Source organism: Streptomyces fulvoviolaceus, from assembly GCF_000718165.1.
GTDB lineage: Bacteria > Actinomycetota > Actinomycetes > Streptomycetales > Streptomycetaceae > Streptomyces > Streptomyces fulvoviolaceus.
This window is the reverse complement of the sequence record NZ_JOEY01000040.1, coordinates 33106-46793: the sequence shown is the minus strand read 5'-3', so window position 1 is coordinate 46793 and position 13688 is coordinate 33106. Positions and strand designations below refer to the sequence as shown.

Here is a 13688-nt window from a genome sequence, read left to right as displayed (position 1 = left end):
GTACCTCCCGCACGACGTACTGAGATCGGAGAACTGTCATGGCCCAAGCCGCAGCCGTGGCGAAGCCGCCCGCGCCACCCCGGCGGCGCCGGGCCTCCGCCACGCCACGCAGGCTGCCGTACCTGCTGATCGCACCGGCGGCCCTGCTGATGCTGGGCTTCATCGCCTACCCGGTCATCAGCGTCTTCTACTACAGCCTGCAGAACTACAACCCCACCAAGCCGTGGCGGAACGGATACGCGGGCTTCGACAACTTCGTCCACGCCTTCACCAAGGACCCCGTCTTCTGGGACACGCTGACCTTCAGCGCCAAGTGGGTCTTCGTCGAGGTCGGGCTCCAGCTGATGTTCGGTCTGGCGCTGGCCCTCATCGTCAACCAGACCTTCGTGGGCCGGGCGATGGGCCGCGCCATGGTCTTCTCCCCGTGGGCCGTCTCCGGTGTGCTGACCTCCGCGATCTGGGTGCTGCTCTACAACTCCCAGACGGGCATCACCCGTTACCTCGCCGACATGGGCATCGGCTCCTACGGCACCAGCTGGCTGTCGGACACCTCAACTGTCTTTCCCGCGGCGATAGTTGCCGACCTCTGGCGAGGCGTCCCCTTCTTCGCGATCCTCATCCTCGCCGACCTGCAGTCCGTCTCGAAGGACCTGTACGAGGCCGCCGAGGTCGACGGGGCCAGCCGTCTCAAGCAGTTCTGGCACATCACGCTGCCCCATCTGAAGGACGCCATCGTCCTGTCCACGCTGCTGCGCGCGGTGTGGGAGTTCAACAACGTCGACCTGCTCTACACGCTCACCGGCGGCGGCCCGGCGGGGGAGACCACCACCCTCCCGCTCTACATCGCCAACACCAGCGTCGACGCCCACAACTTCGGTTACGCGTCCGCCCTGACCACGGTCGCGTTCGTGATCCTGCTCTTCTGCTCGATGGTCTATCTGCGGCTGAGCAAGTTCGGAGGCGAGAAGTGATCACCAAGGAGGCCACCAAGGTGGCGCCCGCCCCCGCACGCCGGCCCGCCGATCCCCCGCGGCCGCTCAAGGCCGGCCGCAACTGGGACGAGGTCCCGCGCTGGCAGATCTACCTGCCGCTGTCGATCTACCTCGTCTTCACCCTGATCCCCTTCTACTGGATCCTGCTCTTCGCCCTGCGCCCGGCAGGCTCCACCTCGCTCGTGCCCTGGCCGATGACCTTCGACCACTTCGAGAAGGTGTGGACGGAACGGCAGTTCGGCACCTACTTCGAGAACAGCGTCCTCGTCGGCGTCGCCACCCTGCTGATGACGACGCTCGTCGCCCTGGCCGGCGGCTACGCCCTCGCCCGGTTCAACTTCAAGGTCAAGCGGGCCTTCATGCTCGCCCTGCTGTGCTCGCAGTTCGTGCCGGGCGCGCTGCTCCTGGTGCCGCTGTTCGAGATCTTCGCCGAACTGCAGATGATCAACTCGCTGGGCAGTGTCATCCTCGCGGAGACCGTCTTCCAGCTGCCGTTGTCGATGATCCTGATCAGCAACTTCATCAAGAACGTGCCGTACTCCCTGGAGGAGGCGGCCTGGGTCGACGGCTGCAACCGCATGACGTCCTTCCGCATCGTCGTGCTGCCGCTGCTGCGCCCCGGTCTGATCGCCGTCGGCTCCTTCGCCTTCGTGCACTCCTGGAACCACTTCCTGTTCGCCCTGATGTTCCTCAACAACCAGGACAAGCAGACGATCCCGGTCGGCCTCAACACCCTGATGAGCGCGGACAGCGTCGACCTCGGCGCTCTCGCGGCAGGCGGCATCATCGCGGCCGTACCCGTAGTGATCGTGTTCGCCTTCATCCAGAAGTGGCTGATCACCGGCTTCAGTGCGGGGGCGGTGAAGGGATGAGACTCCGTCAGATAACGGTCTTCACCGCTCTGTTGGGGCTCCTTTGTGTCCCCGCCCACGCCGAGGCCCGCGACATCAGCCGCGACACCCTGCCCGCGAACGACGGCTGGGCGTCGGAGGGCGCGGGCACGACCGGCGGCGCGGCCGCCGACGACGCACACGTCTACACGGTCACCGACCGGGCCGGACTCGTCCGCGCCCTCGACGGCGGCAGCGCCACCCCGAAGATCATCAAGATCGCCGGGACCATCGACGCCAACACCGACGACGACGGCGATCACCTGGACTGCGCCGACTACGCCACCGACGGCTACGGCCTGAAGAAGTACCTCGCCGCGTACGACCCCCGCACCTGGGGTTCCGCCAAGCCCAGCGGCGAGCAGGAGGACGCCCGCCAGGCCTCGGCGGCCAAGCAGGCCGAGCGGATCGTCCTGCCGGTCGGCTCCAACACCACGATCGTCGGACTCGGCGACAAAGCGGTCCTCAAGGGCGCCAGCCTCCAGGTCAAGAACGCCGACAACGTCATCGTCCGCAACCTCGACCTGCGCGACGCCTACGACTGCTTCCCCGTCTGGCAGCCCAACACCGGCGGCCTCGGCGACTGGAAGACGGCGTACGACAACATCTGGCTGACCGGCGCCACCCACGTCTGGGTCGACCACATCACCGCGAGCGACAAGGGCCACCCGGACGCCGCCGAGCCCACTTACTTCGCCCGCAACTACCTGCGCCACGACGGCCTGCTGGACATCACCAACGGCTCCGACCTGGTCACCGTCTCCTGGAGCCGGTTCGCCGACCACGACAAGGCGATGCTCATCGGCAGCGGCGACTCGGCCACCGGCGACCGCGGCAAGCTCCGGGTCACCCTGCACCACAACCAGTTCGAGTCCGTCGTCCAGCGAGCGCCCCGCGTCCGCTTCGGACAGGTGCACGTCTACGACAACCGGTACGTGGTCGACTCGGACGACTACCGCTACTCCCTCGGCGTCTCCACCGAGTCCGGCATCTACGCCGAGAACAACGCCTTCACCACACCCGGTGAGATCGAGGTCGCCGACCTGGTCAAGAGCTGGAACGGCACCGCCCTGCACCAGACCGGCACCCTCTTCAACGGCTTCCCGGTGGACCTGCTCGCGATCTACAACGCCTACAACTCGGGCAGCGAGCGTGACCTCACGGCGGACGTCGGCTGGACGCCTACCCTGCACACAAAGATCGACAGCGCCGAAGTGGCCGACCGAGAGGTGGCACGCGGCGCGGGCGCAGGGAGGATCCCATGAGCACCGACATCGTCCTGGCGGGCGCACGAGGCCACGGCCACTGGCACCTGGACAACATCCGCCGGCTCCAGGACAAGGGGATCGTGCGGCTGGCAGGCATCTGTGAGCTGAGGCCTCTCACCAAGGACGAGCTCCCCGAGGGCCTCGGCACGCCCGAGCAGTCCGCCGACTTCGGCGCCCTGCTCGACTCCACGGGCGCGCGGATCGCCGTGATCTGCACACCGATCCCGACCCACACGGACCTGGCGCTCGCGGCGGCTCAGCGAGGAGTGCACCTCCTCCTGGAGAAGCCGCCCGCGCCCTCCTACGCCGAGTTCCGCCGCATGGCCGACGGGGTCGCCGAGGCCGGCGTCGTCTGCCAGATCGGCTTCCAGTCGCTGGGCTCGCACGCCGTGCCCGCGATCCGGGAGCTGATCTCCGAGGGCGCGATCGGCGAGGTGGTCGGCATCGGCGGGGCCGGGGCCTGGGCGCGTGCCGAGGCGTACTACCGGCGGGCGCCCTGGGCGGGCCGGCGGCGGCTGAACGGCGTCGACGTGATCGACGGCGTGCTGACCAACCCGCTCGCGCACGCCGTCGCCACCGGCCTCGCGCTGGCGGGCGCCCCGCGCGCCGAGGACGTCACCGGCATCGAGACCGAGCTGCTGCGCGCCAACGACATCGAGTCCGACGACACCTCGTGCGTCCGAATCACTACGGCGAACGGCCGCACGGTCACCGTCGCCGCGACCCTGTGCGCCGAGGACCCCGACGAGCCGTACGTCGTCGTGCACGGCAGCCGCGGCCGGATCACCTTCTGGTACAAGCAGGACCGCGTGCTGCTCCAGCGGGCCGGCCACGGCCCCGAGGAGTACGAGTACGGCCGCACCGACCTGCTGGAGAACCTGGTCGACCACCTCACCGACGGCACCGACCTCCTCGTCACTCCGGACGAGACCGGCGCCTTCATGAAGGTCGTCGAGGCGATCCGACTGGCCCCGGACCCGGCCCCGCTGCCGGCCGGGGCATGGCACCTGATCCCCGACGAGGGCCGCCGGGTCGTGCCCGGCATCGACGGCCTCGTCGCGGCCGCCGCCGACACCCTCTCCCTCTACTCCGAGCTGGGCGCCGGCTGGACCCTTCCCAAAGAGGTGAGCACTTGATGACGACCACCGACTCCCCGGTCCTGCGCGTCGCGGGCCGCCCGGTCGGCCGCTACGTCACCCGGCCCGAGCTGCCCGCCCGGCTCTCCCCACGCCCCTATCTGCACCCCGTCACCACCCTGGCGGGCACGGCGGTGACCGAGCTCAGCCCCGCCGACCACACACACCACCTCGGCGTCGGTGTCGCCGTTCCCGACGTCGAGGGGTACAACTTCTGGGGCGGACGCACCTACGTCCGCGACCAGGGCCCGACCGAGCTCGACAACCACGGCGCCCAACGGCACAACTCCTTCCAGCTCCGGGACCCCGACGGCTTCGTCGAGGAGCTGCGCTGGGTGGCCTCCGGAGCCGAGCTGCTGCGTGAGCGCCGTACGGTCGCGGCCGCCGAACTCACCGACACCGCCTGGGCGTTGGACTTCACCTTCTCCCTGACGAACGTCACCCCCGACCCGCTGTCGATCGGCAGCCCCGCCACCAACGGGCGTCCGGGCGCCGCGTACGGCGGCTACTTCTGGCGGGCCCGCAAGGAGGCGACGGCACCGGACGTCTTCACGGCCGAGGCCGAGGGCGAGGACCAAGTCCACACCCACCGCGCCGACTGGCTCGCCCTCGCCGGCTCCACCTGGACGCTGGTCTTCGCCGGCGCCACCGAGCAGACCCGCCGCGACCCGTGGTTCGTGCGCACCGGTGAATACCCGGGCGTGGGCTCGTCGTTGGCGTACGACGAACGGCTGCCGATCGAGCCGGGCGACACCGTCGTACGGCGGATCGTCACCGTCGTCGCCGACGGCCGTCTGGACCGGGACGGGGCCGCGGCCCTGATACGCAAGGCGGTGAGCCTGTGACCACCGACGAGACGCACGAGACGTACACGAACCCGATCCTCGACGCCGACTGGTCCGACCCGGACGTCGTCCGCGTCGGCGACGACTTCTACCTCACCGCGTCCAGCTTCGGCCGTGTCCCCGGCCTGCCGTTGCTGCACTCGCGCGACCTGGTCAACTGGACACTGGTCGGCCACGCGCTCGAACGCCTGGAGCCTGCGAAGGAGTTCACGAAACCGCGCCACGACTGCGGAGTCTGGGCCCCTGCGCTCCGGTACCACGACGAACGCTTCTGGATCTTCTGGGGCGACCCCGACCAGGGCATCTTCCAGATCAACGCCCCTGAGATCAGGGGCCCTTGGACCCGCCCGCACCTCCTCAAGGAGGGCAAGGGCCTCATCGACCCCTGCCCCCTGTGGGACGAGGAGACCGGCGAGGCCTACCTCGTGCACGCCTGGGCCAAGTCCCGCTCCGGCGTCAAGAACCGCCTCACCGGCCACCGTATGCACCCCGACGGCACCGAACTCCTCGACGAGGGCAAGCTGATCGTCGACGGCGACCGGATCCCCGGCTGGTTCACCCTCGAAGGCCCCAAGCTCTACCAACACGACGGCTGGTTCTGGATCTTCGCCCCCGCCGGGGGAGTGGAGACCGGCTGGCAGGGCGCCCTCCGCTCGCGCGGATTCTTCGGGCCGTACGAGGAGAAGGTCGTCCTGGAGCAGCGGGACACCGAGGTCAACGGCCCCCACCAGGGCGGCTGGGTGCGGACCCCGTCCGGCGAGGACTGGTTCGTGCACTTCCAGCAGAAGGGTGCCTACGGCCGTGTCGTCCACCTCCAGCCGATGAGCTGGGGCGCGGACGGCTGGCCGGTGCTCGGTGACGCCGGCGCCCCCGTCGCCGTACACCCGAAGCCCGACCTGCCGCCGCAGCCGGCCGCCGCACCCGCCACCGACGACGACTTCCCCGGCGGACGGTACGGCCGCCAGTGGCAGTGGACCGCCAACCCGCAGGACGGCTGGGCCACCCACCACTCCGGTGACGGGCTCCGGCTGACCTGCGTCCGCTCGGCCGACGCGCACGACCTGCGCAAACTGCCGAGCGTGCTCACCCAGCGGCTGCCCGGCACTCCGTCCGCCGTCGAGGTCGAAGTCAAGTTGCACAGCGAGGAAGCGGGCTCACGGGCCGGACTGGCGGTCCTCGGGGACGCGTTCGGCTGGATCGGACTCCAGCGGGGCGCGGACGGGGCGGTCCACCTCGTACACCGGTTCGCCGAGGCCGTCGCCGAGCAGGAGCGCGACGCCGACCACCCGCGACTCGCTCCCGAGGGAAGTGTGCGACTGCGGATCGAGATCGGCGCGGGGGCGCGTTGTCGCTTCTTCTACGACATCGGGGAGGGGCCGCACCCGTCCGGTCCCGTCTTCGCCGCCACCCCCTGGCGCTGGGTCGGCGCGCTGCTCGGCCTCTTCGCCCTCGCACCCGTCGGCTCGGGACACGCCGGCGCGGCAACCTTCTCGCACTTCAGGATCGACCACCTGTAACCCACCGCACCCGTATGCCTGTTGGGAGCCGCAATGACGCAGCACCTTCATAGCAAGCGCTTGCAGAGACCGGGGCTCGGCAAAGTCGTGGCCGCCGTGCTCGGTCTCGTGGCCGCGCTGAGCCTCGGGGCGGTCGGGGAGGCGAAGGCCGGTGTTCAGACGCCGGCCTCCGTGGACCGCTTCGACGACCAGCCGCACGGTTTCGCCTCCCTCGCCGGTGGCACCACCGGCGGGGCCGGCGGCAAGGTCGTGACGGTCACCGACCAGGCGTCGCTGGCGAAGTACGCCGCCGCCGAAGAGCCGTACGTCATCCGGGTGTCGGGGGCGATAGCCGTCGAACCCTTCGGCTCGGACATCGTCGTGACCTCGAACAAGACGGTCATCGGCGTCGGCGACACCGGCGAGATCGTCCACGGCGAGCTGCACCTCAACCCCGGTACGAGCAACGTCATCATCCGCAACCTGACGATCCGCGACTCGTACGTCGAGGGCGACTGGGACGGCAAGACCACCGACTTCGACGCCATCCAGATGGACACCGTCGACCACGTCTGGATCGACCACAACCGCTTCACGCACATGGGCGACGGGCTGCTCGACATCCGCAAGGACAGCCAGTACATCACCGTCTCCTACAACCAGTTCACGAACCACAACAAGGCGTTCGGGATCGGCTGGACGACCAATGTGCTGACGCAGATCACCATCGACCACAACTGGTTCACGGGCACGAAGCAGCGCAATCCCTCAGCGGACAACTGCGCCTACGCCCACCTCTACAACAACTACCTCTCGGCGCAGGTGGCCGACGGGGACCCGGTGTGGACGTACGGGAACTGGTCGCGCGGCAAGACCAGGATGGTCATCGAGAACAGTTACTACGACGGGGTCCAGCATCCCTATCAGGCCGACGCCACCGCGGAGTTGGTGCAGCGCGGGTCGATTCTGAAGAACATCAGCGGGCGTACCGACGAGTGGGGTGCCGCCTTCGATCCGCGGGAGTTCTACCCGTATCGGCTGGATCCGGCCGCCGCCGTACCGGCGTTGGTCGAGCGGTTCTCCGGGCCGCAGAAGCGGATCGGGGTGACCCTGCACGTCCCGGGTGACTACCCGACCGTGCAGGCCGCCGTGGACGCCGTGCCCGACGGGAACGCTGTTCCGGTGACGATCGCGGTGGCCCCGGGGACGTATCGCGCGAAGGTCCACATCCCCGCGACCAAGCCGAACATCGTGCTGCAGGGCACTGGACGCGATCGGTCCGACACCGTCATCGTCCACGACACGCCTGCCGCGTACGGCGGTTCGACGGGAAGCGCGACGGTCCGGATCGCCGCGAACGACGTCACCGCCCGCCACCTCACCTTCAGCAACGACTTCGACGAGGCCGCGGTCGAGCTGAACGGCGAGCAGGCCCTCGCGATGAAGACGACCGGCGACCGGATCGTCTTCGAGGACACCGCCTTCCTCGGCAACCAGGACACCCTGATGACCGACAGCCCCAAGCTGGACGTCATCAGCCGGGTCTACATCCGCGACTCCTACATCGAGGGCGATGTCGACTTCCTCTACGGACGGGCGACCACCGTCGTCGAGCGGTCCGTGATCCGTGCGCTGAGCCGGGGCTCGGACACCAACAACGGCTACATCACGGCCGCTTCGACCTGGACGGGCAACCCGTACGGGTTCCTGATCACCGGTTCCAAGATCGTGAGCGACGCGCCGGCGGGGAGCTTTCACCTGGGGCGGCCCTGGCACCCCGGCGGTGAACCCGCCGCGATCGCCCAGGTGTTGATCCGCGACACCGAGCTGCCCGCCGCGATCAAGGCCTCGCCGTGGACCGACATGAGCGGCTTCTCGTGGAAGGACGCGCGGTTCGCGGAGTACCGGAACTCCGGGCCGGGTGCGGCCGTCACGGCCGACCGGCCGCAGATGAGCGACGAGGACGCCCGCGCCCACACCGTCGCCGACTACCTGCGAGGCAGCGACGGCTGGGCGCCGAATGCACGCCACTGACCCCCACAACTTCATATCTCAGTTGGATCCAGAAGAGAGAGCCGACCAATGAAGATCAGCATCCGCAGAAGCAGGCGTGCCGCCGTGGCCGTCGCCCTGGGCTCCGTACTCGCCCTGACCGCCACCGCCTGCGGTGACGACGGCAGCGGCGCCGGTGGCGACAAGGGCGAAGAGGGCAGCGGCAAGGGCAAGATCGTCTTCTGGGACAACAACGGCGGTGTCCGCACCGACGTCTGGAAGGAGATCATCGCCGACTTCGAGAAGGCGAACCCGGACATCAGCGTCGAGTACGTCGGCATCGCCTCCACCGAGTACCAGTCCAAGGTCGACACCGCCATCCAGGGCGGCGGCCTGCCGGACGTCGGCGGTGTCGGCGCGGCCATGATCGCGGGCATCTCCGCCCAGAACGCGCTGGAGCCGCTGGACGACCGCCTCACCAAGTCCTCCCTCAACGGCAAGCTCAACGAGGACATGGTCGAGTCGCTGAAGGCGGCCGGCGGCCGTGACGACACGCTGTACTCCATTCCGACCTCCGCCAACAACGGTGTCCTCTACTACCGCACCGACCTGTTCAAGAAGGCGGGCCTGGACGAGCCGACGACCTGGGACAAGTTCTACGAGGCCGCGGACAAGCTCACCGACTCCAAGAAGAACGAGTTCGGTTACACCATCCGCGGTGGCGCCGGTTCCATCGCCCAGGCGCTGGACGCGATGTACGGGCAGTCCGGCATCACGTCCTTCTGGGACGCCAGCGGCAAGAAGACCACGGTCAACGACGCGAAGAACGTCGAGGCGCTGGAGAAGTACGCGGCGCTGTACAAGAAGGACACTCCCGCCGCCGACCTCAACAACGACTTCACCAAGATGGTCGCCCAGTGGGACTCCGGCACGATCGGCATGCTGAACCACAACCTGGGCTCCTACCAGGACCACGTGAAGGCGTTCGGTACGGACAAGTTCCGCGGCATCCCGCAGCCGGTCGGCTCCTCCGGCAAGCGGGTCCAGGTGTCCAACCCCGTTGACGGGCTCGGGCTGTTCAAGAGCTCCAAGAACAAGGACGCCGCCTGGAAGTTCATCGAGTTCGCCACCTCGCACGCGGAGAACTCGAAGTTCAACAAGTCGGCGGGGCAGGTGCCCGCGAACAACGAGGCCGCGCAGGACTCCTGGATCTCGGAGGCCGAGCCGACGAAGTTGGCTGCGGCTGCGCTGACCGACGGTTCTACGTCGATTGTTCAGCTGCCGTACTACCTGCCGGACTGGAACACCATTTCCAAGGCCGACAACGAGCCGAACTTCCAGAAGGTGCTGCTCGGGGACATGAGTGCGAAGGATTTCCTGGACACGGTTGCCGAGCAGCTGAATGCTGCGCAGGCGGAGTGGGACGAACAGAAGAGCTAAGAGCTCGGGTGGTTTCGGTTGTGGGGGACTGCGGGTCCGGTTGTGGCTGGTCGCGCAGTTCCCCGCGCCCCCTGGTTTCTCCAATTGGCCCCTGTTGAAAGGCACATCGTCGTGTCACTTACCCGCAGACAGGTCACCGCCGCGGCCTTTGGTGCTGTTCCTCTCGCCTTCGCGGTTAACGGGGTTGCGCAGGCCGCCCCTTCCAAGAGCAAGCCCCGCACCCTCTACATCGCCGGCGACTCCACCGCTGCCCAGAAATACGCCGACGCCGCCCCCGAGACCGGGTGGGGCATGGCGTTTCCCTTCTTTCTGCACAAGGACCGGCCGGTCGCCAACCATGCGGTGAACGGGCGGAGTTCGAAGAGCTTCGTCGACGAGGGGCGGCTCGATGTCATCCTCGGGGCGATTCAGCCGGGCGACTTCCTGCTGATCCAGTTCGCGCACAACGACGAGAAGAGCGCCGACCCGACGCGCTACACCGAGCCGTGGACGACGTACCAGGACTACCTGCGGCTCTACATCGATGGGGCCCGGGCTCGCGGCGCGCGGCCCGTGCTCGCCACCTCCGTCGAGCGCAGGAAGTTCGACGCGGACGGCAACGCCGTGCCGACCCACGGCGACTATCCGGCGGCGATGCGCGCGCTCGCCGAGGAGGAGCGCGTGGCGCTGCTCGACATCCAGGCCCTGTCGCTCGCGCTGTGGCAGAAGCTCGGGGTCGAGGAGACGAAGACGTACTTCAACTGGACCGCCACCGAGCAGGACAACACGCACTTCAACCCGCCGGGTGCCATCGCCGTGGCCCGGCTGGTCGCCGGGGAACTGCTGCGCCGCCGGGTGCTGGCGCCGCAGGACGTGCGCCGGCTCGACGCCGAGATCCCCGAGTCCTGGATCACCTGGCCGCCGGCCACCGCCTGACCACCCCGCACCCTCCGCCGAAACGCCGATACGCCGAAAAGAGAGCCGCACAATGAACACAAAGAAATGGCATGGGCATGCCACAAGTGTCGCCGTGGTCGGCTGCACCGCCCTCGCGCTGACCGTCACCGGCACCACCGCCCAGGCCGCCAAGCCCCGTGACCCGGCCCGGCAGACCCTCGCCGCGAACGACGGCTGGGCCTCGTACGGGACGGGGACCACCGGTGGTGCCGCGGCCGACGCGGACCACGTCTACACCGTCACCACCTGGGCCGAGTTCAAGGCCGCCCTCGCCGACGGCGGCAGCGCGCCGAAGATCATCAAGGTCAAGGGGACGATCGACGCCGTGTCGGAAGGGTGTGACGCCTTCGCCGCGGACGGGTACGACTTCGACGCCTACCTGGCCAAGTACTCGCCGGAGGCCTGGGGGCTCGACACCGATCTGAGCGCCGAGCCCGACGACAGCCCCGAGGGGCTGCGCCGCACCTCCGCCGCCAACCAGGACAAGGCCATCAAGGCGACCGTCCCGGCCAACACCACGATCATCGGCATCGGCAAGGACGCCGGCTTCAAGGGCGCCAGCCTCCAGATCAAGGCCGTCGACAACGTCATCGTCCGCAACCTCGCCTTCGAGAGCCCCGTCGACTGCTTCCCGCAGTGGGACCCCACCGACGGCGACAACGGCAACTGGAACTCCGAGTACGACACCGCCGTCGTCTACGGCTCCACTCATGTCTGGCTGGACCACAACACCTTCACCGACGGGGCCCACCCGGACAGCGCGGCGCCCACCTACTTCGGCATGCTCTACCAGCAGCACGACGGTGAGCTGGACATCGTCCGGGGCGCCGACTACGTCACCGCCTCCTGGAACGTCTTCGCCGACCACGACAAGACGATCCTGATCGGCAACAGCGACAGCGAGTCCACGGCCGCGGGCGACCGGGGGCACCTGAAGGTGACCTTCCACCACAACCTGTTCTCGGACCTCGTCGAGCGGGCGCCGCGGGTGCGGTTCGGGCAGGTCGACTCGTACAACAACCACTTCGTCGCCAACGACGACTACGCCTACAGCTTCGGCATCGGCAAGGAGTCCCAACTCGTCGCCGAGCACAACGCGTTCACGCTGCCGGAGGGGGTCAGCGCGGCGAAGGTGCTCAAGCGGTGGAACGTGTCGCCGCTCACCGCCGCCGACAACTACGTCAACGGCGAGGCCGTCGACCTGATCGCCGTGCACAACGCGGAGATTCCTGCGGAGGCTTTGGAGTCCGGGGCCGGTTGGACGCCGACTTTGCGGACCAAGGTCGATCCGGCGAAGGCGGTTCCGGGGATCGTCGATCACTGTGCCGGTTCGGGTCGTTTGAGCTAACCGTTTGCGCCGTCGGTCGTCTGCGGCGCCGTCGTGGCTGGTCGCGCCCGCGCGGCGGTAGCCGCAAATCGATACAGCCCCGCGCCCCTGGGGGGCGGGGCTGCGCCCCGGCCCCCCATCACCCCCCACGGCGAGGTACCACCTACACACATTCAGAGCCGCAAATCCAAGGAGCACCCGCATGCCCTCGCCCCACGCCCAACTCCCCCTGTCTAGAAGGGGTTTCCTGCTGGCGGGCACCGGCGCGGCCGCCGCCCTCGCCCTCGCGCCGGTCCCTGCGCGGGCCGCCTCCCGGCCGCGCCCGTTCGGCCGCTTCGGGTCGCCGGCCGCACGCCTGACCCCGAAGACCCGGTACGTCGATCAGGCCGGCCGTGGTGACTTCAGCACCGTCCAGGCCGCGGTGACCGCCGCCACCACCGCCGGACACACCCTCGTCATCGCCCCCGGCGTCTACCGCGAGACGGTGAGCGCCGGAGTCGTCGACCCGGCGACCGGGCAGCGTACCGAGGCCGCCACCGAGATGACCTGGATCGGGGCGAGCGAGGACCCCCGTGACGTCGTCATCGTCTACGACAACGCGGCCGGCACCCAGAAGCCCGACGGCTCGGGCACCTACGGCACCACCGGGTCGGCCACCACCCTGATCCGCGCCGACGGCTTCACCGCCCGCTGGATCACCTTCGCCAACGACTGGCTGCGCGCCGACCACCCCGGCATCAGCGGCACCCAGGCCGTCGCCATCAAGGTCCAGGGCGACCGCTCGGCCTTCCACCACTGCCGCTTCCTCGGCCACCAGGACACCCTGTACGCCGACTCCTTCGCCCTGACCGTCCTCGCCCGCCAGTACTTCTCGCACTGCTATGTCGAGGGCGACGTCGACTTCGTCTTCGGGCGGGCGACCGCCGTGTACGAGCACTGCCACTTCCGCACGCTGAACCGCACCGACCTGGCAGCGTCCCCGTACGGTTTCGTCTTCGCCCCCTCGACGGCCGGTGCCAACCCGCTCGGCTACCTGGTGACGAAGGGCCGGGTCTCCAGCGAAGCCCCGGACGCCTACTACAAGTTGGCCCGCCCCTGGGTCCCCAGCTCCGACACCACCGCCCGCCCCTCGCTCACCGTCCGGGACACCGTCCTCGGCTCCGGCATCGACGCGGTCGCGCCCTACACCAACATGTCGGACGCCTTCCCGTGGCAGAGCCAGCGGTTCGCCGAGTACCGCAACAGCGGCCCCGGCGCCGAGATCACCGTCCCCGAGAACCGGCCCCAACTCACCGACGAACAGGCCGAGTCGGCGACCCGCGAGGCCTACCTCGGTGGCTGGCAGCCGTGGAAGGAGACGTGCTGA

General features: G+C 68.9%; 11 protein-coding genes. All 11 read left to right on the top strand.

Annotated elements, in window-relative coordinates; all coding sequences use genetic code 11:
- Nucleotides 1–38 precede the first annotated feature (38 nt).
- Nucleotides 39–971: a carbohydrate ABC transporter permease gene (locus IG08_RS0136135; RefSeq protein WP_030612769.1), complete on the top strand. Its 933-nt coding sequence runs from the start codon at nt 39–41 to the stop codon at nt 969–971.
- Complete coding sequence (locus IG08_RS0136130; protein ID WP_030612766.1) at nt 968–1864, top strand: carbohydrate ABC transporter permease; 897 nt, start codon at nt 968–970, stop codon at nt 1862–1864. Before IG08_RS0136135 ends, IG08_RS0136130 begins: the two co-directional genes overlap by 4 nt.
- A complete protein-coding gene (locus IG08_RS0136125; protein WP_030612763.1) occupies nt 1861–3147 on the top strand; it encodes a pectate lyase family protein in 1287 nt (428 codons plus the stop codon). The genes IG08_RS0136130 and IG08_RS0136125 overlap by 4 nt, the downstream gene beginning before the upstream one ends.
- Nucleotides 3144–4286: a Gfo/Idh/MocA family protein gene (locus tag IG08_RS0136120; protein ID WP_030612760.1), complete on the top strand. Its 1143-nt coding sequence runs from the start codon at nt 3144–3146 to the stop codon at nt 4284–4286. Before IG08_RS0136125 ends, IG08_RS0136120 begins: the two co-directional genes overlap by 4 nt.
- Nucleotides 4286–5131, top strand: a complete 846-nt coding sequence (locus IG08_RS0136115) for a DUF6807 domain-containing protein (RefSeq protein ID WP_030612757.1) — start codon at nt 4286–4288, stop codon at nt 5129–5131. Before IG08_RS0136120 ends, IG08_RS0136115 begins: the two co-directional genes overlap by 1 nt.
- Nucleotides 5128–6648 (top strand): glycoside hydrolase family 43 protein, encoded by a 1521-nt coding sequence (locus IG08_RS0136110; RefSeq protein ID WP_030612741.1) that lies wholly within the window; start codon nt 5128–5130, stop codon nt 6646–6648. The genes IG08_RS0136115 and IG08_RS0136110 overlap by 4 nt, the downstream gene beginning before the upstream one ends.
- A 33-nt stretch (nt 6649–6681) precedes the next feature.
- Complete coding sequence (locus IG08_RS0136105) at nt 6682–8661, top strand: pectinesterase family protein (protein ID WP_030612737.1); 1980 nt, start codon at nt 6682–6684, stop codon at nt 8659–8661.
- Between the two features lie 48 nt (nt 8662–8709).
- Nucleotides 8710–10059: an ABC transporter substrate-binding protein gene (locus IG08_RS0136100; protein WP_030612734.1), complete on the top strand. Its 1350-nt coding sequence runs from the start codon at nt 8710–8712 to the stop codon at nt 10057–10059.
- Nucleotides 10060–10170: 111 nt separating this feature from the next.
- Nucleotides 10171–10974, top strand: coding sequence for a rhamnogalacturonan acetylesterase (locus IG08_RS0136095; protein WP_030612731.1), 804 nt, complete (start codon nt 10171–10173; stop codon nt 10972–10974).
- A gap of 52 nt (nt 10975–11026) precedes the next feature.
- Nucleotides 11027–12343, top strand: a complete 1317-nt coding sequence (locus IG08_RS0136090) for a pectate lyase family protein (RefSeq protein WP_030612728.1) — start codon at nt 11027–11029, stop codon at nt 12341–12343.
- A gap of 181 nt (nt 12344–12524) precedes the next feature.
- On the top strand, nt 12525–13688 hold the full coding sequence (locus IG08_RS0136085; RefSeq protein WP_030612725.1) for a pectinesterase family protein: 1164 nt from the start codon (nt 12525–12527) through the stop codon (nt 13686–13688).